This window comes from Streptomyces sp. NPDC020597, assembly GCF_044335095.1.
Taxonomy (GTDB): domain Bacteria; phylum Actinomycetota; class Actinomycetes; order Streptomycetales; family Streptomycetaceae; genus Streptomyces.
Genome location: NZ_JBIRUL010000009.1, coordinates 156,296 through 175,243 on the forward strand (window position 1 = coordinate 156,296; position 18,948 = coordinate 175,243).

Genomic DNA, 18,948 nt, shown 5'->3' on the forward strand with positions numbered 1-18,948 from the left:
CGGGAACGGGTTGTGGGCGGGTGCGGGTAGGGGGTGGCTGGCCGCGCAGTTCCCCGCGCCCCTCAGGGGGTTGTTCAGCCGTCAGGACAAGGCCCCCGGCCGTCGGGGCGAGGCCCTGTCCCGCCGTCGGGACAAGGCCCCCGTCGGGTTGGGGGCCGCTTTCGCCCTGGTGGGCCTGTCTCTACAGGTACTTCTCCAGGAACTGTTCCAGGGCCGCCACCACGAAACGGTGGTCCTCGAGTTGGGGGAGGCCCGAGACCGTCACCGCGCCGACGATGCCCACGCCCTCCACGTTGATCGGGAAGGAGCCGCCGTGGGCCGCGTAGGTGTCCGGGTCGAGGCGGGAGGACTCCTCGAACGTCGTCCCCCGGGCGCGGAAGCGGGCGCCGACCAGGTACGACGAAGCGCCGAAGCGTTCCACCACCCGGCGCTTGCGGGCGATCCAGGCGTCGTTGTCGGGGGCCGAGCCGGGCAGGGCGGCGTGGAAGAGCTGCTGGCCGGCCCGGTGGATGTCGACGGCCACCGGCGCCTGGCCCTCGCGGGCCAGCTCCACCAGCAGCGAGCCGAGCGCCCACGCGTCGTCGTGGGTGAACTGGCGGAAGACCAGCCGGCGTTCCTGGGTCTGCAGTTCCTCCAGGGTCGGGGTGATCTCCGGAGTGAACTTCGGGGTGATCTCGTGGGTGCCCATTACAGCGTCACCGCCACTTTTTCTCGTGCCGAACGGCGGGCCGCCTCCAGGACGTCGAGGGCGGCGGCCGCCTCGACGGCGGTCACCGGATTGGGGCCGCCGTCGGTCAGTGCCTTGGTCACCGCAGCGTAGTAGGCCGGGTAGTCGCCGGGGAGGGTCCGTTCGGGGCGTCCGCCGCCGGTCGGCGGGGAATCGCCGGCGCCGACCCGGCCCCACAGCTCCTCCGGTTCCGTGCCCCAGGCGGGCGAGCCGGCCGGGCCGCCGGGCCGCAGGCCCTCGCGCAGCGCCGCCTCCTGCGGATCCAGGCCGTACTTCACGTACCCGGCCCGCGAGCCCAGCACCCTGAAGCGCGGGCCGAGTTGGGCGGTCGTCGCGGAGACGTGGAGGTGGGAGCGGACGCCGTTCGCGTGGGTGAGCGCGACGAACGTGTCGTCGTCGGTCTCCGCGCCGGGCCGGCGGACGTCCCGCTCGGCGTACACGAGGACCGCCGGGCCGAACAGCACCAGCGCCTGGTCGACGACATGGCTGCCGAGGTCGTAGAGCAGACCTCCGATCTCTGCCGGGTCGCCGGACTCCCGCCAGCCGCCCTTTGGCAGCGGCCGCCACCGCTCGAACCGCGACTCGAAGCGCTGGACGTCGCCCAGCGCGCCCTCGTCCAGCAGCTTGCGCAGGGTCAGGAAGTCGTTGTCCCAGCGGCGGTTCTGGAAGACGGACAGGAGCAGCCCGCGCTCCTCGGCGAGCGCGGCCAGCGCACGGGCCTCGGCCGCCGTGCCCGCGACCGGCTTGTCGACGACGACCGGCAGACCGGCCTGTAGGGCGGCGGTCGCGAGCGGTACGTGCGTCTTGTTCGGGGACGCGACGACGACCAGGTCCAGCTCGCCGGCCCGGGAGAGGAGGTCGTCGGGGCCGGCGGCGAGGCGCACGTCCGGGAACTCGGCGCGGGCCTGCTCCTGCCGCTCCGGGTTCGAGGTGACCACCGTGTCGAGCGCGAGGCCGTCGGTGGCGGCGATCAGGGGGGCGTGGAAGACGGAGCCCGCGAGGCCGTAGCCGATCAGGCCCACGCGCAGAGGGGTCCCGCCAGTCTTGCGTCCAGTCATGAGCCCTACATTCGCAACACTGTTGCCAAAGTGCAAGCAGGGGGGAGAATGGGGGACGTGAACAGGACGAACGGCGGCGGCCGCCCGACCGGTGTGAACCTGCCGGGGCTGCGCAGCCACAACACCGCGCTCGTGCTCGACCTGCTGCGCTCGGCCGGTCAGGACGGCATCAGCAGACTCGAGCTCGCCGAGCGGACCGGTCTCACCCCGCAGGCCGTCAGCAAGATCACCGCCCGGCTGCGGGAGGAGGGGCTGGCGGCGGAGGCGGGCCGGCGCGCGTCGACCGGCGGCAAGCCGCGCACGGTCCTGCGGTTGATCCCTGCCGCGGGTCATGCCGTCGGCGTCCACCTCGACCGGGACGAGCTGAGGGCGGTGCTGGTCGATCTCGCGGGGACCGTGGTGGGGGAGCGGCGCGTTCCACTGGACCTTGGCGCGGGCGCGGAGGCGGTACTCGGGGCGGTCGTCCGGGAGGCCGGCGCGCTGGTCCGGCGCGCGGGCGGCGCCGTGTTCGGCGTCGGGGTGGCGCTGCCCGGACCGCTCGACCACACCCACGGGGTGCTGCACCGGATCACCGGCTTCCCCGAGTGGGACGGCTTCCCGCTGCGGGACGCGCTGGCGGAGCGGCTCGGGGGGCCGGTCGTCGTCGACAAGGACACCAACGCCGTCGCGCTCGGACTCGCCGTCGGCGGGGAGCGCGGCTCCTTCGCCTGTCTGCACCTGGGCACCGGTCTCGGCGCGGGCCTGGTGATCGGCGGGACCGTGCACCGGGGTGCGCGCACCGGCGCGGGGGAGTTCGGGCACCAGGTCGTGCAGCTGGACGGACCGCCGTGCCCGTGCGGCAACCGGGGGTGCGTCGAGGCGCTGTGCCTGGCCGCGCTCGCCCGGGGGGACGTGGGCGAGGCGGCGCGCGTGCTGGGGGTGGCCGCCGCGAACCTCGCCTCACTGCTCGACGTCGACGCCGTCCTGCTGGGCGGCCGGACCGTCGCGGCCGACCCCGAGCCTTTTCTGCGTGGTGTGGCAGCCGTCCTGGACACCCACGCCCGCCGCGAGGGCACCCCGCACAACGCAGTGCCGGTGCGCCTCACCCCCGGCGGCCCGCGGAACGTGGCGGAGGGCGCCGCCCAGCTCCTCCTGGCCCCGCTGTTCGGCCACGAGACCGGCTGACCGGTGCGCGCGGGAGCAGCCCGCACCGCCGCCCCGGTCGCCTGCGCCGAACGAGGTGGATGTGCGCGGTCCTGCGGTGTGGCGGGAGCGGTCCGGTCGGATCATCGTGCAGGCTCACGTGTTCATGCGACTGTGCCCGCCTGTCTCCCTCTGTCTCGCCGCGGCCGCCGCCCTTCTCCCCGTGCCCGCGCACGCGGAAGTCCCCGTGTCCGCGCGCGCGGAAGCCGGACCGGGTTGTGCCGCCTCCGGCGCCGACGGCTTCCCGCTCACCACCCGTCTGCGCGGCGGCCCCGACTCCTACCGGCCCGGCGGCGGATTCGGCGCCTGGTACCTCGACCTCACCAACACCACCCGCCGCGCCTGCGACGACGTCCACCCCGTCGTCGTCCTGGTCGACGCGGGGCACGTCCTGAAACCGGATCAGCCGCGCCTGGAGTTCTACGCCGGCGGACGGGCGCACCCGGTGCGCTTCGAGTCCACCGACGACGACGAGCTGGTCGGCGTCTTCGCCGACGACCAGGGGGCCGGCGGCTTCTCGGGGTTCCGTGTGGAGCCCGGACGGACCCTCACGGTGAAGCTGCGGCTGGCCCTCGCGCCGGACACCGCCCCGAACGTCGTCACCGCCAACGCGGCCGTGGTCCAGCGGCACGGTGACGACGGCGACTGGGTCGGGCAGTCGAACGACTACCGCTTCGCCGTCGGGACCGCGCCCGCCACCCCGCCCGCAACGGAACCCGACGCCGACGCCGATGTCGGCACCGGCACCGGCACCGGCACCGTACCGGGCACCGAACCGCCGGCGGGGAAGGCCGAGGCGGGCTCCGGTTCGGCCGCCCCGCGTTCCGCGTCCCCGGCGACGCCCTCCCCTCACTCCCCTCACTCCTCCGACGCCGGCACCGGCGCCCTCTCCCTCGCCGACGAGGCCGCGGAGCTGGCCCGCACGGGCCTGTCCTCGCCCACCGCGCTCGGCGTCGTCGGCGCCGGCTTCCTGCTCGCCGGAGCGGCCCTGCTGCTGGCCCGTCGACGACGCTGACATCGAGGGCGCGTCCCAGCAGGTGGACGCCCCGGAAGCGGCCATTCCCCAAGATCGGCCCTGTGATTAGGCTGGGGCGCACGCAGCACTTGCGTCCTCGCGCACGGCAGGGAGATCCCGCACATGGCAGACCGCAAGCCCATCGAGTCGTGGCTCACCGACATGGACGGTGTGCTCATCCACGAGGGTGTGCCGATCCCCGGCGCCGACGCCTTCCTGAAGAAGCTGCGGGAGTCCGGCAAGCCCTTCCTCGTCCTGACCAACAACTCGATCTACACCCCGCGCGACCTGCACGCCCGGCTGCGGCGGATGGGCCTGGACGTGCCGATCGAGAACATCTGGACGTCCGCGCTGGCCACCGCCCAGTTCCTGGGCGACCAGCGGCCCGAGGGCACGGCGTACGTCATCGGCGAGGCCGGCCTGACCACCGCCCTGCACGACATCGGTTACGTCCTCACCGACCACGAGCCCGACTACGTGGTGCTCGGCGAGACCCGCACCTACTCCTTCGAGGCGATGACGAAGGCCGTCCGCCTCATCAACGACGGCGCGCGTTTCATCTGCACCAACCCGGACGAGACGGGCCCCTCCGTCGAGGGCGCGCTCCCCGCCACCGGGGCCGTCGCCGCGCTGATCACCAAGGCGACCGGCAAGAACCCGTACTTCGCGGGCAAGCCGAACCCGCTGATGATGCGCACCGGACTGAACGCCATCGGCGCCCACTCCGAGACCAGCGCGATGATCGGCGACCGCATGGACACCGACGTGCTGGCCGGCATGGAGGCCGGCATGCAGACGTTCCTGGTGCTCACCGGTCTGACGAAGCCGGAGCAGGTCGAGGACTTCCCGTACCGGCCGTCGAAGATCGTGGACTCGATCGCGGACCTCGTCGACCGGATCTGAATCCGCGCGGACCTCGCCGACCGGGTCTCGGAGCTCGCCGACCTCGCCGTCCGGGTCTCGAAGCGCGCGGACCTCGTCGGCGGGTCCAAAACCCGCGGCGTCGTGCGTGCCACCCGTACGGACCAGTGAAACCCCGCCAGCGGATGCGTCCGGCGTCCCGGCGGGGGACTCTCCAGGGAGCTGGAGGTTCACCATGAGTTCACTGAAGGTCACTCTCTGTTCGGGTGTCGCGGCCGCCGTCGCTGCGCTCGTTCCCGCGGTGCTCGTCCCCGTGGCGTACGCCCCGTCGGCCCACGCCACGGGCGCCGGCGGCAGCGTCTCGGTCACGCCGGCCAAGCCGGCGCCCGGGGCCGAGATCACGCTGAAGGTCACGGGGTGCGCCGGCCGCACGGCCACCGCGACCTCGGACGCCTTCGTCTCGGACGTACGGCTCAGCGGTTCGGGCGGCTCGCTCGTCGGCGACACCCGGGTCCGGTCCTCGGTCGCGGTCGGCGCCTACGACGTGCGGATCACCTGCGTCGACTTCACGGTCAAGGGCCGGATCAGCGTCGTCGCCCCGTCGCCCGCCGAGCCGTCGCGGCCGCGGGAATCGCCGGTCTCCCCGGCGCAGGACGCCCCGACGGTCGCCGCCTCTCCCGTCGCCCCGGTCCACGCGGGCGGCGGCGGTGCGGCTCCGCTCGCCTCCGTGGAGGAGGCCCGGGTGGACGGCCCCGGCGCGGTGCAGGCGGTCGTCGGTCTGGTGCTGGCGGGCGTGGCCGCGGCCGCCGTCGTCTTCCGCGGTGTGCGGCGGAGACGCAGGACGGACTGAGCCGTGTCCGACCGTGAGCGCGCTTCCGGCCGCTTCCTCACCTGCCTGGCCTGGGCGGTGCTGCTGCTCGGGCTGTGGCTGTGGGGTCGCGAAGTGACCGAGGTGCGGCACGCCGGATCGGGTCCGGCCGTCGGCGACATGGCCGCGGGCGGCCGCCCGCCGGTCGTGCTCCCGCCCGCGGTCGAGCCGTTGGGGGCGGCACTGCCGCGACGCGTCGACATCCCCGAGCTGGGCGTGCAGGCCCCGGTCGTCGCCCGCGGCCTCGACCGCGACGGGGCCGTCGACCCGCCGCCCTTCGACCAGGCGGGCGTGGTCGGCTGGTACGCCGGGGGCGCGAAGCCCGGCGCGCGGGGCGCCGCCCTGCTGGTGGGACACGTCGACACCGAGACGCGGCCCGCCGTCTTCTACAAGCTGAGCACGCTCCGGGGCGGCGAGACGGTCCGGGTGGTCCGGGACGACGGGAAGGTCGCCGAGTTCACCGTCGACGACGTCGAGGTCGTCCCGCGCGACCGCTTCGACGCCCGGCTCGCCTACGGCGCCCACCGGACGGGCCGCGCCGAGCTGCGCCTCATCACCTGCGGTGGCGTGTTCGACCGGAGCAGCCACAGCTACACGGCGAACGTGATCGTCTCGGCGTACCTGACGGGCACCGGGGCCGGACGTGGTGCGACGTGAGGTGGGGGGACGTGACGTGAGGGGAGCGCGAACGAACGAAGGCCCCTCGCTCTCGCGAGGGGCCTTCGTCGTCTGTGCGCCGCCAGGGACTCGAACCCCGGACCCGCTGATTAAGAGTCAGCTGCTCTAACCAACTGAGCTAGCGGCGCTTGCACTGACGCCGTAACTCTACAGGACCTCGGAGGGTGCCTCCGACCGCCCGGGACTGGCGGCAGTCCGGGTCTCACGGGTGCTGGGCCGGGAGGGTAGCGGCTTACATCATTCGGACCGTCAGCATGCGCGTCGACAAGACGGTTGAGAAACTGGCGAACGTGCACAGCCGCGGACATTTCCAGCTGAAGTGTGAGGGGAATCGCATGGAGCCTCCGGCATTCGAGGAATTCGATCCCGGGGGCGACTGCGAGTGCCCCGGATGCGCGGTACGCCGACGGGCGGCCCGGAATGCCCCGACCGGTCCGTTCAGCGGTTTCCCGTCCGCACACCGTGCCCTGGTCGTGGCCACCGCGACGGCCGCGGCGCTCGGCGCGGTGCACGCGGCGCCCGCCGCCGCCGCTCCGCAAGCCCCCGACCGTCCCGGCGTTCCCGCAGGTGACGAGCCCAAGACGCCTCAGGGGGTGAGGGCCCCGCTGCACGGTCCCGCGGGCCGGCCGGCGCGTCCGGGTGGGGCGGCGGGACCGGTCGTGACGCCTGCGACGACCCGGGCCGACATCATCAGACGGGCCAAGGAGTGGGTTTCGGCCCAGGTGCCCTACAGCATGAGCGCCTATTGGTGGGACGGATACCGGCAGGACTGCTCCGGCTTCGTCTCCATGGCCTGGAACCTGCCCCGGAACGAGTGGACGGGCAGTCTCCACCAGTTCGGGACGAGGATTTCCAAGGACGAACTCCAGCCCGGCGACATTCTGCTGTTCCACAATCCGTCCGACCCCGAGAAGGGTTCGCACGTCGTCCTTTTCGGCGGCTGGACGGACTACACGCACACCTACTACGTCGTCTACGAACAGACCCGTCCGACCACTCGCCGCCAGGCCACCCCCTATGCCTACTGGAGCCATTCCGACCGCTACGTCCCCTATCGCTACAAGGGCCTCGGACCGGCCGGGCAGACCGCCGCGCAGGCCGCCGGGGAGCAGTCCGGAAGCACCGGCGGCGCCCCGGGGGCGGAGGCGGACGGGGACAAGCCCGGCGGGCAGCATGCCGCGCTGCCGGCGTTCCCGGGACGGGCGGCTTTCGGACCCGGGGCGGACAACGGATACGTCACCCTGCTCGGCAGGCTCCTCGTCGAGCGGGGCGCCGGGCGCTTCTACGCCTCGGGGCCCGGCCCGCGCTGGTCGGCCGCCGACGGCAGGGCCACCCGGGCCTTCCAGCGCGCCCAGGGCTGGAGCGGCGACGACGCCGACGGCCTGCCCGGCCCGAGGACCTGGGCGTTGCTGGTCTCCGGCAGGGGCAGGGACGTCGAGGGGCGGCAGGCGCCGCAGGTTCCGAAGCACCCGCAGGTCCCGCACGTCCCGCACGTCCCGCACGTCCCACACGTCCCACACGTCCCACACGTCCCGCAGGTCCCGAAGGCCCCGGGTTCGCCCGGCTCCGGCGCGAGCCCGGGGGCCGCCGGGGGATCGGAGGCAGGGGCGGAGGCCGGATCGGGGGCAGGCCCCGGATCTGGGGCGCAGCCGGGTGTCGGGGGGCTGCCCGCAGCGCCCGTCCCTTCGGCGCCGCGCGTCCCGGCCTACCCCGGCCGGGGCGTTTTCCGGCCCGGCGTGCAGAGCGCGTACGTCACGCAGTTGGGGCGGCAGTTGGTGAAGAAAGGATTCGGCAGGCACTACGCGACGGGTCCGGGACCGCGCTGGGGCGAGGCGGACCGGCGAGCGGTCGAGGCCTTCCAGCGCGCCCAGGGCTGGCGTGGCGGCGCGGCCGACGGCTACCCGGGCCCCGAGACCTGGCGGCGGCTCTTCTCCTAGGGCCGCCGCGGCCCCGAACGACGGCGAACCGGCCGACCCCGCCCGGGCGGCCTCCACGCACACCGGCCACCCTCACACCAACCCCCCCATCCCGTCCCCCTCGCACCGCTCGTTACCCGCACACCGTTCCGTTCCCCCCACTGTCATGGCGTATCTGGCGCGGAGGCTGGAGGCACGCAATGCACACGACCACTTCTCCCACACCCGAGCCCGAGGGGCCGTCGAGGCCCGCACGGCTCATCCAGAACGAGGCGACCACCGAGATCCCCGTCCACCTGCTGTTCCGCGACGAGCCCGAGCCGCGGCCGGTGCCCGTCGGACCCGCCGTGGTGGGCAGCCGGGCGGGCACCGGGGAGCAGCCGAGGCTGCGCCGGCCGATGCCCGCGCAGTCCCGCCCCGTACCGCAGCCGGACCCCGAGCTCGCGGAGCGGCCGGCGCGGGTGCTGCCCGGCGCCGCGGGAGTGCTCGCCGGGGTCTGCGGTGTGGCCGGCTGTGCGGCCGTCTCGTGGTGGGCCGGGGTTCTGCCGCCGCTCGCGGTGGCGGCGCTGCGGCTGCCGGAGTTCGCGGGCGCGGGCCTCGGCCCGGCGCAGTGGGCGGCGTACGCGGGCGCGGGCGCGCTGGCGCTGTTCGGTTTCGGCGGGCTCGCCCGTGGACGGACCGGGCGGGCCTGGGTGCTCGGCCTGTTCGGCCGCTACCGGGGGACGGTGCGGCGCACCGGGCTGCTGTGGGTGAACCCGCTGCTGCTGCGCCGCCGGGTGGACGTGCGGCTGCGGCACTGGCGCAGCGAGCCGATGTTCGCCGCCGACGGCAGCGGTGTCGCACTGCGGGTGGTGGCCCTGGTGGTGTGGCGGGTGCGGGACACCGCGCGGGCCACGCTGGGGGTGGAGGACCACGAGACGTATCTGCGCGAGTGCGTCGAGGCGGCCCTGGCCCGGATTCCGGTGGAGACGCCCGGCGCGGGCCGGGGTTCGGTGGAGGCGGCCGGGGAGGCGCTGACCCGGCTGGTGGCGCGGGACGCGGGGGTGGTCGGCCTCGAGGTGTTCTCGGTGCAGCCGGTCCGGGTGGAGTACGCCCCCGAGGTCGCCGCGGCCATGAACCGCCGCCGTATCGCCGCGCTCGACGCCCAGCACCGGGCCACCGTGCTGACCTCGGTCGTCGACTCGGTGGAGGACACGGTGACCCGGCTGACCATGCGCGGGCTCGTGGAACTGGACGACTACGAGCGCAAGGCGCTGGTGAAGGACCTGACCGTGGCCTTCTGCGCGGGCCGGGAGCAGTCGCCCTGACGGCCCGTCGAACAGAACCCGCGACGGGTATGGACATGTCCCGCGCCCGCCCATAATCTCGAACTTGGTCTAGACCTGCACGGCTCGGCTCACTGAACTCCCCACGTTCTCCAGGAGCGGCAGCATGCGCAAAAAGACCAAGTGGTACGCCGCCGCGCTCGGGCTCACCACGGCGGGAGCCTTCGTGCTCACCGCCGGCGGCGCGAGCGGCCACGGCTACACCGACCTCCCTGTCAGCCGGCAGAAGCTCTGCCAGAACGGCTCCGTGACCGACTGCGGTGACATCCAGTGGGAGCCGCAGAGCGTCGAGGGGCCCAAGGGCTTCCCGGGCTCCGGCGCGGCGGACGGCCGGATCTGTTCCGGCAACAACACCCGCTTCGCCCAGCTGGACGCTCCGCGGACCCCCTCGGGCGGGGCGTGGCCGGCCACCCGGGTGAACGGCGGCCAGAGCTACACCTTCCGCTGGCAGTTCACCGCGATGCACGCCACGACCGACTTCAAGTACTTCGTCACCAGGCAGGGCTGGAACCAGAACCACAACCTGGCCCGCTCCGACCTCAACCTCACGCCGTTCCTGACCGTGCCCTACGGCGGTCAGCGGCCCCCGTCGACCCTGTCGCACAGCGGCACGCTGCCGTCCGGGCTCAGCGGACGGCACGTGATCGTCGCCGTGTGGACGATCGCCGACACGGCCAACGCCTTCTACGCCTGCTCCGACGTCACGTTCTGAGCGGCCGGTTTTCCTGAGCATTGCTTGAGCTCCCCCGGGCCCGCGCACGGGTACGTTCCCTGCACGCCGTCAGGACCAGGCCGGCGTCAGAACATCCGGGGGAGCTCATGGAAGCGTTCTTCTTCTACATCGTGCCGACGATCATGATCGCCGGTGTGCTGTTCGTCGCGTACAAGGTGCTCGGCCGCACCCGGCAGGTCAGGACGGCCTGGGACAGCGGAGTCACTGCCGAGGGCCGCTGTCTGCGGACCTACACGAGCACGAGCGGTGGGGGCAACGACACCTCGGTGAGCACCACCCTGCACCACGTCTACGAGTTCACCACGAGGGACGGTCGCGCCTACCGCTTCGACGAGAGCGGCGGTCCGGGCACCGTCATCGAGGGCGACATCGTCACCGTGTTCTACGCGCCCGAGCACCCCGAGGGGGCCACGGCCCGCCCGCCGAGCCGGGGCAAGCTCGCTGCGGGCACGGGCTGTCTGCTGGCCTTCTTCGCCGTGTTCATCGCCGGCTGCGTCCTGTTCATGGTCTCGGTCCACACCATGCTCGCCGAGACCGACCGCATGATCCCCTGACGGCGTCCCGCCCGGCTCTCCACATCTGACGGTACGTCAACTACCGTGCGCGGCCATGGAGTCCACCAGGGAAACCGGAACCGGAACCGGTACCGTCGCCGAACTCGTGGCCGCCCGCTGGGGTGACCGCCGGCCGGGGCTGTGGTGCGAGGACACCGTCCTCACGCACCACGAGGTCGCCGCCGGGGCCGCCGCCCGGGCGGCCCTGCTGGCCGACCTGCTGCCGCCGGACGGCCCGCCGCACGTCGGGCTGCTGCTGGACAACACCCCGGAGTTCCCGCTGTGGCTGTCGGCCGCGGCCCTCGCCGGGGCGGCCGTCGCCGGGATCAACTCCACCCGGCGCGGCCCCGAGCTGGCCCGGGACGTCCTGCACACCGAGTGCCGGCTGCTGATCACCGAACACGCCCACCTGCTGCTGCTCAGAGGGCTCGACCTGCCCGGCGTCCGCCTGCTGATCACCGGCACGCCGGAGTACGACGCACTCCTCGCCCCGTACGCCGACGCCCGCCCGGACCCGTCCCTTGCCACGCCCGCCGCCCGGCTCCTCCTCTACTTCACCTCCGGCTCGACCGGCGCGCCCAAGGCCGCCATCTGCACACAGGGCCGGCTGGCGGCCGCCGGGCGCTCCCTGGCGGAGCAGTTCGCCGTCGGACCGGACGACGTGCACTACGTCTGCATGCCGATGTTCCACGGCAACGCGGTGATCGCCGACTGGGCGCCCGCGCTGACGGCCGGCGCCGGTGTCGCGCTGCGGCGGCGCTTCTCGGCGTCCGGGTTCCTGGCGGACGTACGGCGTCACCGGGCGACGTACTTCACCTATGTCGGCCGGGCGATCCAGTACGTCCTGGCCACCGAGCCGGGCCCGGACGACCGGGACCATGTGCTGCGGCTGGGCTTCGGCACCGAGGCGGGAGCGGTGGACGCGGCCGCTTTCGAGCGGCGGTTCGGGGTGCGGCTGGTGGAGGGGTACGGCTCCTCGGAGGGCGGGGCGGCGGTGCAGTGGTCGCCCGGCACTCCGCCGGGGGCGGTCGGCCGGGCGGGCGCGGGTCTCGTCGTCCTCGACCCGCAGACGCGCGAGGAGTGTCCGCGGGCCGTGTTCGACGCGGCGGGGCGGCTGCTGAACGGCGACGCGGCGATCGGGGAGCTGGTCAACCGGGGCCCGAACCCCTTCGAGGGCTACTGGCGCAACCCGGCGGCGGAGGCGGAGCGGCGCCGGGACGACGGCGCGTACTGGACCGGCGACCTCTTCTACCGGGACCGCGAGGGCTTCCTCTACTTCGCGGGCCGCACCGACGACCGGCTCCGCGTGGACGGCGAGAACCTGGCCGCCGCGATGATCGAGAACATCCTCGCCCGGTACGAGGCGGCGGACGCCGTCGCCGTCTACGCGGTGCCTGACCCGGTGACCGGCGACCAGGTGATGGCGACGGTCGCCGGTGCGTTCGATCCGGCGGGCTTCGCGGAGTTCCTGCTCGCCCAGCCCGACCTGGGGACGAAGATGGCGCCGCGGTTCGTGCGGGTGGTGGAGCGGATGCCCGTCACCGCGACGAACAAGATCCACCGGGCGCTGCTGCGACGCGAGGGGCCGCGCTGCGCCGACCCGGTGTGGTGGCGGCCGCCGGGGGAGCCGGCCTACCGGAGGCTGACGGCGAGGGAGGCCGAGGAGGCCGTACAGCAGGGGTGGGGCGGGCCGCGGAGGGAAGGGGACGCCGGAAAGGGCGAAGGGGCGGGGCAAGCCGAAGGGCCCCTCGTGTTCACGAGAGGCCCTTCTTCTGTGCGCCGCCAGGGACTCGAACCCCGGACCCGCTGATTAAGAGTCAGCTGCTCTAACCAACTGAGCTAGCGGCGCATGACTCTCGCCCTCCGCCTTCGGCGGCCTGCGACGAAGAAAATACTACCCGGTCCGCGGGGGTGCTTCCGACCATGCGGCGGCACCCCCGCAGAGCACGCCTCAGATGGCGAGGGACAGCAGTACGGGCGCCGCGTTCCTGTTCAGGGTCTCGGCGGCCTGGCGGAGCCGATGGGCGTGGGCGACGGGCAGGGAGAGGGCCAGGCAGCCCGCCGTGGCGCCGGCGGTGATCGGGACGGCCGCACAGACCGTGCCGATCGCGTACTCCTGGAGGTCGAGCACCGGGACGGTGGGCGCCTGGGCTTCCAGCCGGGACAGCAGCAGCTTGTCGCTGGTGATGGTGCGCGAGGTGAGCCGGGCCATCTTGTGCCGGGAGAGGTGGTCGCGGCGGCCGTTGTGGTCGAGCTGGCCGAGCAGGCTCTTGCCGAGCGCGGTGGCGTGCGCGGAGCGGCGGAAGTCGAACCACTCGTTGACGGACGGCGTGGCAGGGCTGTCCGCGTACTGGGTGATGGTGACCTCGCCGTCGACGTACCGGCTGATGTAGACGGCCGCGCCCACGGAGTCGCGCAGCCGGTCGAGGGTGTGCTGGAGCCTCGCGTGAAGGGCTTGGTCGTGGTCCTGCGCGGAGCCCAGGCGGGTGAGGGCGTCGCCGGTCACGTACACCCCGTCGGCGAGTTGCTCGACGTATCCCTCGCGGCGGAGCATCCGCAGGAGCGTGGTCAGGCGCTCCGGGCTGAGGCCGGTCAGGCGGGCGAGTCGGTGGTCGGTGATTCCGGTGGGGTGCCGCGCCACGCTCTCCAGGACGCGCAACGCGTGCTGGGTCGAGTGGTACGGCGCGGTCGGCTCGTGTTTCAGCGCCACGGTTCCCCCTGCGCTCGCGGTGTCGGCTGCGCCTGCCTATGGGCCGTAATCCGGTCAGTGAACCGCTACCACGATAACCGGGGACGGGCCTGTGGGGAGGGGCGTCGACGGGATTGCCGACCCCCTCCCCACCAGACCGTTCCCCTGGCATATGTCGCACGGGGAATCGGGGCCCGGCGACGGGCTCGTCACAGCACGGCGCTGAGGAACTCCCGGGTCCGTTCCCGCTCCGGATCGCTGAACATCTTCTCCGGCGGGCCCGACTCGATGACGCGACCCGAGTCGAACATCAGCACCTGGTCGGAGATGTCCCGGGCGAAGCCCATCTCGTGGGTCACGCAGAGCATCGTGATGTCGGTGGTGCGGGCGATGTCCCGCAGCACGTCCAGGACGCCTGCCACCAGCTCCGGGTCCAGCGCGGAGGTCACCTCGTCCAGCAGCAGGACCTGCGGCCGCATCGCCAGCGCCCGCGCGATCGCCACCCGCTGCTGCTGGCCGCCGGACAGCTGGCTCGGGTACTTGTCGACGTGCTCGTTCAGGCCGACCAGTTCGAGCAGTTCGCGGGCCCGCTGTTCCGCCTCGTCCCGGGACAGGCCGAGGACGGTGACGGGGGCCTCGGTGATGTTGCGCAGCACCTTCATGTTCGGGAAGAGGTTGAACTGCTGGAAGACCATTCCGATGTTCTTGCGGACCTCCCGGACGTGCTTCTCGCCGGCCGGGACCAGTGCGCCGTCGCGTTCCTCGTGCGTCAGGTACGCGCCGCCCACCTTGATGGTGCCCTCGTCGGGCGTGGCCAGGGTCATCAGCAGCCGCAGGATCGTCGTCTTGCCGGACCCCGACGGGCCGATCAGCGTGACGTGCTTGCCGGAGTCGACGGAGAAGTCGAGCCGGTCGAGGACGGTGTTGTCGCCGAAGCGCTTGGTGACCTTGTCGAAGCGGATCAGCTCACTGCCGTCCACCGGCGGGTTGGCGAGGGACTCGAGGGTCTGTGCGGGATCGGTGTCAGCGGACAAGGCGTCGCTCCAGGGCTCGGATCAGAAGGGAGGCGGGGTAGGCGATGACGACGAACGCCACGCCCACGACGGTCAGGGCCTCCGTGGTGAAGGTCTCGTTGCTGAAGGTCTGGGCCTCGCCGAGCATGTCGAAGGCGCCGATGGTCGCGATCATCGGAGAGTCCTTGAGCATGGCGATGACGTAGTTGCCCAGCGGCGGGACGACCCGGCGGATCGCCTGCGGGAGGATCACGACCCGCCAGGTGCGGCTCCTGGACAGGCTCAGCGCCGTGGCCGCCTCCCACTGGCCGGCGGGCACGCCGTCGATGCCCGCGCGGTACACCTCGGCGGTGTAGGTGGAGTAGTGCAGTCCGAGACCGACGATGCCGGTGGTGAGCGGCGACATCGAGGGGCCGAAGTTCGGCACCACGTAGAACAGGAAGAACAGCTGCACCAGCAGCGGCGTGTTGCGGATGAACTCCGTGACGGCGACGACCGGCCAGCGCACCCATGCCCGGCCGGACCGCTGGGCCAGCGCCCACACCAGTCCCAGCGCGAAGGCGATCAGCGTGCCGACGGCCAGCGCCTGCAGGGTGACGAGCACGCCGTCCCAGAACCGCGGCATGAAGTCGTCCACGACGTTCCAGTCCCAGCTCATGCCGTGCCTCCTGCCGTGGACTGCGAACCGGCGGGCACGCGTTCGCCGCGCGCGCCGGACGGGGGAGTGGTCCCGCCGGTCTTCCCGGGCCGCTGCCCGACCGCGGCCTTGGCCCTGCGCTCCAGCAGCCGCATGCCGCGGGTGATGAGGAAGGCGAGGACGAAGTACAGGACCAGCAGCAGCGTGTAGACCGGGGTCGTCTCGTTGGTGCCCAGCCGGACCAGGTTGCCGGCGAACGTCATGTCCGCCACGGTGATGACCGAGACCAGGGCGGTGCCCTTCAGCAGCTCGATCAGCAGGTTGTTGAACGGCGGGATCATCTCGGGCCAGGCCTGGGGCAGTTCGATCAGGCGCAGTCGTTGCAGCCGGCTGAAGTTGAGCGCGATGCCCGCCTCCCGCTGCGCCGGGGAGACGGCGGCCAGGGACCCGCGGACGATCTCGGAGCCGTACGCGCCGTAGGTCAGGCCGAGCGCGCTCACGCCGGCCCACATGGGCACCAGCTGCCAGCCGAACAGGGGCAGCGCGAAGAACATCCAGAACATCAGCACCAGCGCCGACATGCCCCGGAAGACCTCGAAGTAGGTCCCGGCGACGAAGCGGACGATCCACAGCCGTGAACCGCGTGCCAGCCCGACCCCGAACGAGACGGCCGCTGCGAGGGCCGCGGCGTACACCGTCACCTGGACGGTGACCCAGACGCCCGGCAGGAACCAGGTCGTGAAGAACTCGGAACTCATCATCAGCCGCACAGCTCCTTCGCCGTGAGGTCCGTCATGTCGGCCCTCTCGAAGCCGAAGGGGCCGACGATCCGCAGGAGTTCCCGGTAGTCGTCCTTCTTGAGCTTCAGCAGTTCCCCGTTGAACGCGTCACGGAGGTTCTTCTCGGACTGCCGGAAGGCGAAGCCGCCCGCGCCGTAGGCCGGTGCGCCGTCCACCACGGGCTGGAACGGCTCGGTCGCGGACACCCGTCCGGAACTCGCCACCGCCGACTTCACCGTGATGCGGGTCCCCGCGAAGGCGTCCACCCGGCCCTGGGCCACCGCGTCCAGACCGGCCACCTGGTCCGGCAGTACCAGGACGTCCTTGATGCCCGCGGCCTTGGCGTAGTCGATCTGGGCGTACGCCTTCCCGGAGGCGAGTCGGAGCCCCTTCTTCCTGACGTCGTCGTACGTCCTGATGCCGTGCGGGTTGCCCTTGCGGACGATGAAGGAGTCCAGCATCAGATAGTCCGGGTCGGCGAACAGCACCTGCTCGCACCGGACCGGGTTGATGTACATCCCGGCGGACACCACGTCGAACTGCCGCGCCTTGAGCCCCGGTATGAGGGCGCCGAAGTCCACCGGCACCGGCTCCACGTCGTCGATGCCGAGCCGTCTGAAGATCACCTTCGCGATCGCGGGCGCTTCCCCGGTGGCCCGTCCGTCGTCCCCGACGTACCCGAAGGGCGGCTCGCTGGCGATGCCGATCTTCACGGACCCCTGCTCGCGCAGGGTGTCCAGAAGAGCGCCCCCCAGCACCTTCCCGTCGTCCGGGACGCGACTGCAGCCGGCCGCCCCCAGACCCCCCGCAGCGCTCAGCGACACCGCCGCGGCGAGCAGCGAGCGGCGGCTGGGTCCTCTGCGGGGTCGGGAGCCGGTTCCTGATCGATGTGCTTGTGGTCGAGCCATGGGCGCGCCGCTACCCGGCTTCCGGCCGGATATGCGGATCGCTTCCGGCCCCGTTCCTCGCCGGGGACCTCGCGAACGTCCCCGCGACGGCGCTCCCGCCCCGGACCGCAGGGGCGGCCGGTGAGCCGTCTCCCGTGCTGCTCAGCGCCTGGAAGCCCGCCGCCGACAGCCGGTGGCCGGATGGAGATTGACCCATGAAAACGACCTCAGAATGCACCTCACAGTGGGTCTTTCAAGGGCCTAGATTCATGGGTGACGGGTCCGACGGCCACAGCCGCGGACCGCCCACCGAACGTCGGGAGTCCCCCATGAGCAGCCCCCTCGTCGTCCGCTCCGGCAAGGCCGAGACCCTCCAGGACGGCGCCCTCAGCCTGATCACGCTGCTCGCCGACGCGGACGCCACCGGTGAGGCCCTCACCGCCAACAAGGCGACCTTCGCCGAGGGCTCGCCCGGCGCTCCGGCGCACTTCCACACCAGGGCGACCGAGGTGTTCTACGTCCTGGACGGCCGGATGCGCTTCCTGGTCGGCGACGAGGTGCGCACGCTGGAGCGGGGGGACTTCCTGACCGTCCCGCCGCACGTCCCGCACGCCTTCGCGCCGGCCCCCGGCAGCACCGCCGAACTGCTCGTCCTCTTCACGCCCGGACTGCACCGCTTCGACTACTACCGGCTGCTGGAGCGCGTGCACCACGGCGAGGCGGGCGTCGAGGAGATCCGCGCGAGCTCCGAGCGCTACGACAACCACTACGTCGACAGCGCGCTCTGGCGTGACGAGCTGCGCCGGACGGTCCCGGACCACGCCTGAGCCGCCCCCGGCGGCCCGCCGCGCGGAGGTCGCCGGGGCGTCAGTGCCCGGGCACGTATCCGCGTCGCTTGTCGACCACGTTCCTCAACGGACGGCCCACCGCCCACCGCTCGAACAACTCGACGAACTGTGCGCCGAGGTCGTCCCGCCAGCCCACCGTGTCACCGCTCATGTGGGGCGAGATCAGCAGCCCCGGCACCCGCCACAGCGGGCTGTCGGGAGGCAGCGGCTCCGAGGTGAGGACGTCCAGGGCGGCGCCGGCGATCCATCGCCGCTCCAGGGCCTGCACCAGCGCCTCCTCCACGACCAGCTGCCCGCGGCCCACGTTCACGAACCGGGCCGAGGGCTGCATCACGCCGAACCGCCGCAGGTCGAACATGCCGCGCGTCTGCTCGGTGAGCGGGGCGGCCGCGACCACCCAGTCGGCCCGGGCCAGCAGCCGGTCCAGGTCGCCGGGGCCGTGGATGCCGGTCCGCGGGACACGGCCGACGACCGTCGCGGTCACGCCGAGCGCCTTCAGCGTGCGGGCGACGGCCCGCCCGATCGGCCCCGATCCGACGACGACGGCCCGGGTCCCGGCGACCCGCAGGCCCTCCCGATGCCGCCACTCGCCCCGCTGCTGCGACTCCCAGGTCAGGGGCAGGTCCTTCGCCATCGCCAGCACCAGCGCGGCCACGTACTCGGCGATCGGCTCGTCGAAGACGCCGCGCGCGTTCGTCACCACCGTGTCCGACGCGGCGAGTTCGGGGCACATCAGGTGGTCCACGCCCGCGCTCGCCGTGTGCACCCAGCGCGGCCGCGGCCCCTCGCCCGGCCAGGCGTCGCGCACCGCGTGCGAGGTGAAGTCCCAGACCAGCAGGACGTCGGCGGCCGGCAGTCGCTCGGCGAGCGAGGCCTCGTCGGTGTGCACCACCCGGACCCGCCCGGTGAGCCGGCCGAGCCGGGGCGGCGGGTCGGCGTCGAGGACGAGCAGTGTGGGAAGAGCCGCGGGGGACGGCACGGCGGGGGGAGGGGGGACGGCGGGAGACGGGGGGACGGCGGCCATCCGGTGTCCCTTCCCCGGCGCGTGTGACGTGCGCGGATTCCGACGTGCGCCGATTCCGGCAGGCGGTGATCGACCACGTTGGCACCCGGAGCCACCGTCGTCAACACGGCTGCGCCGGCGGTCCGTTGCCCCCTCGGCTCCGAGGGGGCCCGGC

The 18,948-nt window shown here is 73.0% G+C and carries 19 protein-coding genes and 2 tRNA genes; 11 read left to right on the forward strand and 10 right to left on the reverse strand.

What is annotated here, in order from left to right:
- Nucleotides 1-181: 181 nt before the first annotated feature.
- Together ACH4ZA_RS18145 and ACH4ZA_RS18150 are read right to left on the reverse strand one after the other, a co-directional pair.
- A complete protein-coding gene (locus tag ACH4ZA_RS18145; protein ID WP_398430277.1) occupies nt 182-688 on the reverse strand; it encodes a heme-degrading domain-containing protein in 507 nt (168 codons plus the stop codon).
- Nucleotides 688-1,785 (reverse strand): Gfo/Idh/MocA family oxidoreductase, encoded by a 1,098-nt coding sequence (locus ACH4ZA_RS18150; protein ID WP_398430279.1) that lies wholly within the window; start codon nt 1,783-1,785, stop codon nt 688-690. Before ACH4ZA_RS18150 ends, ACH4ZA_RS18145 begins: the two co-directional genes overlap by 1 nt.
- Nucleotides 1,786-1,833: 48 nt before the next feature.
- On the opposite strand from ACH4ZA_RS18150, the gene ACH4ZA_RS18155 reads away from it, so the two are divergent.
- The 5 genes from ACH4ZA_RS18155 to ACH4ZA_RS18175 all read left to right on the forward strand — a co-directional run bounded on the left by ACH4ZA_RS18155 (nt 1,834) and on the right by ACH4ZA_RS18175 (nt 6,368).
- The gene (locus tag ACH4ZA_RS18155; protein WP_398430281.1) at nt 1,834-2,949 is read left to right on the forward strand and encodes an ROK family protein; all 1,116 of its coding nucleotides are present in this window, start codon (nt 1,834-1,836) and stop codon (nt 2,947-2,949) included.
- Nucleotides 2,950-3,067: 118 nt separating this feature from the next.
- On the forward strand, nt 3,068-3,982 hold the full coding sequence (locus ACH4ZA_RS18160; RefSeq protein WP_398430282.1) for a hypothetical protein: 915 nt from the start codon (nt 3,068-3,070) through the stop codon (nt 3,980-3,982).
- Between the two features lie 123 nt (nt 3,983-4,105).
- Nucleotides 4,106-4,885 carry an HAD-IIA family hydrolase gene (locus ACH4ZA_RS18165; protein WP_319276441.1) on the forward strand — a complete coding sequence of 260 codons (780 nt, stop codon included), beginning with the start codon at nt 4,106-4,108 and terminating at the stop codon, nt 4,883-4,885.
- A gap of 193 nt (nt 4,886-5,078) precedes the next feature.
- On the forward strand, nt 5,079-5,693 hold the full coding sequence (locus tag ACH4ZA_RS18170; RefSeq protein ID WP_398430284.1) for a hypothetical protein: 615 nt from the start codon (nt 5,079-5,081) through the stop codon (nt 5,691-5,693).
- A 3-nt stretch (nt 5,694-5,696) separates the two neighbouring features.
- Nucleotides 5,697-6,368, forward strand: coding sequence for a class F sortase (locus ACH4ZA_RS18175; protein ID WP_398430286.1), 672 nt, complete (start codon nt 5,697-5,699; stop codon nt 6,366-6,368).
- A gap of 75 nt (nt 6,369-6,443) precedes the next feature.
- On the opposite strand, the gene ACH4ZA_RS18180 is transcribed toward ACH4ZA_RS18175, so the two are convergent.
- Nucleotides 6,444-6,517 (reverse strand) — tRNA-Lys (locus ACH4ZA_RS18180).
- A 207-nt stretch (nt 6,518-6,724) separates the two neighbouring features.
- On the opposite strand from ACH4ZA_RS18180, the gene ACH4ZA_RS18185 reads away from it, so the two are divergent.
- From ACH4ZA_RS18185 to ACH4ZA_RS18205, 5 genes are all read left to right on the forward strand, one after another.
- Nucleotides 6,725-8,326 carry a peptidoglycan-binding protein gene (locus ACH4ZA_RS18185; RefSeq protein ID WP_398430288.1) on the forward strand — a complete coding sequence of 534 codons (1,602 nt, stop codon included), beginning with the start codon at nt 6,725-6,727 and terminating at the stop codon, nt 8,324-8,326.
- Between the two features lie 179 nt (nt 8,327-8,505).
- Complete coding sequence (locus ACH4ZA_RS18190; protein ID WP_398430290.1) at nt 8,506-9,612, forward strand: SPFH domain-containing protein; 1,107 nt, start codon at nt 8,506-8,508, stop codon at nt 9,610-9,612.
- A 124-nt stretch (nt 9,613-9,736) separates the two neighbouring features.
- Entirely contained in the window at nt 9,737-10,342 is a 606-nt protein-coding gene (locus ACH4ZA_RS18195) for a lytic polysaccharide monooxygenase (protein ID WP_319276446.1), read from the forward strand.
- A gap of 107 nt (nt 10,343-10,449) precedes the next feature.
- Nucleotides 10,450-10,917, forward strand: a complete 468-nt coding sequence (locus tag ACH4ZA_RS18200) for a DUF3592 domain-containing protein (protein ID WP_398430292.1) — start codon at nt 10,450-10,452, stop codon at nt 10,915-10,917.
- A gap of 55 nt (nt 10,918-10,972) precedes the next feature.
- Entirely contained in the window at nt 10,973-12,727 is a 1,755-nt protein-coding gene (locus ACH4ZA_RS18205; RefSeq protein ID WP_398430294.1) for an AMP-binding protein, read from the forward strand.
- On the opposite strand, the gene ACH4ZA_RS18210 is transcribed toward ACH4ZA_RS18205, so the two are convergent.
- The 6 genes from ACH4ZA_RS18210 to ehuB form a co-directional block, all read right to left on the reverse strand.
- Nucleotides 12,693-12,766, reverse strand: a tRNA-Lys gene (locus ACH4ZA_RS18210). The genes ACH4ZA_RS18205 and ACH4ZA_RS18210 overlap by 35 nt on opposite strands.
- A gap of 102 nt (nt 12,767-12,868) precedes the next feature.
- Entirely contained in the window at nt 12,869-13,627 is a 759-nt protein-coding gene (locus tag ACH4ZA_RS18215) for an IclR family transcriptional regulator (RefSeq protein WP_398430296.1), read from the reverse strand.
- Between the two features lie 188 nt (nt 13,628-13,815).
- Nucleotides 13,816-14,640 (reverse strand): ectoine/hydroxyectoine ABC transporter ATP-binding protein EhuA, encoded by an 825-nt coding sequence (gene ehuA / locus ACH4ZA_RS18220; protein ID WP_398430298.1) that lies wholly within the window; start codon nt 14,638-14,640, stop codon nt 13,816-13,818.
- On the reverse strand, nt 14,630-15,277 hold the full coding sequence (ehuD, locus tag ACH4ZA_RS18225; RefSeq protein WP_319276451.1) for an ectoine/hydroxyectoine ABC transporter permease subunit EhuD: 648 nt from the start codon (nt 15,275-15,277) through the stop codon (nt 14,630-14,632). The genes ehuA and ehuD overlap by 11 nt, the downstream gene beginning before the upstream one ends.
- On the reverse strand, nt 15,274-16,017 hold the full coding sequence (gene ehuC, locus ACH4ZA_RS18230; RefSeq protein WP_319276453.1) for an ectoine/hydroxyectoine ABC transporter permease subunit EhuC: 744 nt from the start codon (nt 16,015-16,017) through the stop codon (nt 15,274-15,276). The genes ehuD and ehuC overlap by 4 nt, the downstream gene beginning before the upstream one ends.
- Nucleotides 16,017-16,943 (reverse strand): ectoine/hydroxyectoine ABC transporter substrate-binding protein EhuB, encoded by a 927-nt coding sequence (gene ehuB, locus ACH4ZA_RS18235; RefSeq protein ID WP_319276454.1) that lies wholly within the window; start codon nt 16,941-16,943, stop codon nt 16,017-16,019. Before ehuB ends, ehuC begins: the two co-directional genes overlap by 1 nt.
- 308 nt (nt 16,944-17,251) lie before the next feature.
- Between ehuB and ACH4ZA_RS18240 the strand changes: the two genes are divergently transcribed.
- Entirely contained in the window at nt 17,252-17,749 is a 498-nt protein-coding gene (locus ACH4ZA_RS18240; RefSeq protein WP_319276456.1) for a cupin domain-containing protein, read from the forward strand.
- Between the two features lie 40 nt (nt 17,750-17,789).
- On the opposite strand, the gene ACH4ZA_RS18245 is transcribed toward ACH4ZA_RS18240, so the two are convergent.
- Entirely contained in the window at nt 17,790-18,794 is a 1,005-nt protein-coding gene (locus ACH4ZA_RS18245; protein WP_398430302.1) for a D-2-hydroxyacid dehydrogenase, read from the reverse strand.
- Nucleotides 18,795-18,948 lie beyond the last annotated feature (154 nt).

What these genes read in the sequence shown, in the direction of transcription:
- ACH4ZA_RS18245 (WP_398430302.1), bottom strand. Translation starts at nt 18,794, where the DNA reads ATGGCCGCCGTCCCCCCGTCTCCCGCCGTCCCCCCTCCCCCCGCCGTG.
- ACH4ZA_RS18155 (WP_398430281.1), top strand. Translation starts at nt 1,834, where the DNA reads ATGGGGGACGTGAACAGGACGAACGGCGGCGGCCGCCCGACCGGTGTG.
- ACH4ZA_RS18150 (WP_398430279.1), bottom strand. Translation starts at nt 1,785, where the DNA reads ATGACTGGACGCAAGACTGGCGGGACCCCTCTGCGCGTGGGCCTGATC.
- ACH4ZA_RS18240 (WP_319276456.1), top strand. Translation starts at nt 17,252, where the DNA reads ATGAGCAGCCCCCTCGTCGTCCGCTCCGGCAAGGCCGAGACCCTCCAG.
- ACH4ZA_RS18190 (WP_398430290.1), top strand. Translation starts at nt 8,506, where the DNA reads ATGCACACGACCACTTCTCCCACACCCGAGCCCGAGGGGCCGTCGAGG.
- ehuB (WP_319276454.1), bottom strand. Translation starts at nt 16,943, where the DNA reads ATGGCTCGACCACAAGCACATCGATCAGGAACCGGCTCCCGACCCCGC.
- ACH4ZA_RS18200 (WP_398430292.1), top strand. Translation starts at nt 10,450, where the DNA reads ATGGAAGCGTTCTTCTTCTACATCGTGCCGACGATCATGATCGCCGGT.
- ACH4ZA_RS18195 (WP_319276446.1), top strand. Translation starts at nt 9,737, where the DNA reads ATGCGCAAAAAGACCAAGTGGTACGCCGCCGCGCTCGGGCTCACCACG.
- ACH4ZA_RS18165 (WP_319276441.1), top strand. Translation starts at nt 4,106, where the DNA reads ATGGCAGACCGCAAGCCCATCGAGTCGTGGCTCACCGACATGGACGGT.
- ACH4ZA_RS18145 (WP_398430277.1), bottom strand. Translation starts at nt 688, where the DNA reads ATGGGCACCCACGAGATCACCCCGAAGTTCACTCCGGAGATCACCCCG.
- ACH4ZA_RS18170 (WP_398430284.1), top strand. Translation starts at nt 5,079, where the DNA reads ATGAGTTCACTGAAGGTCACTCTCTGTTCGGGTGTCGCGGCCGCCGTC.
- ehuC (WP_319276453.1), bottom strand. Translation starts at nt 16,017, where the DNA reads ATGATGAGTTCCGAGTTCTTCACGACCTGGTTCCTGCCGGGCGTCTGG.
- ehuD (WP_319276451.1), bottom strand. Translation starts at nt 15,277, where the DNA reads ATGAGCTGGGACTGGAACGTCGTGGACGACTTCATGCCGCGGTTCTGG.
- ACH4ZA_RS18185 (WP_398430288.1), top strand. Translation starts at nt 6,725, where the DNA reads ATGGAGCCTCCGGCATTCGAGGAATTCGATCCCGGGGGCGACTGCGAG.
- ACH4ZA_RS18205 (WP_398430294.1), top strand. Translation starts at nt 10,973, where the DNA reads ATGGAGTCCACCAGGGAAACCGGAACCGGAACCGGTACCGTCGCCGAA.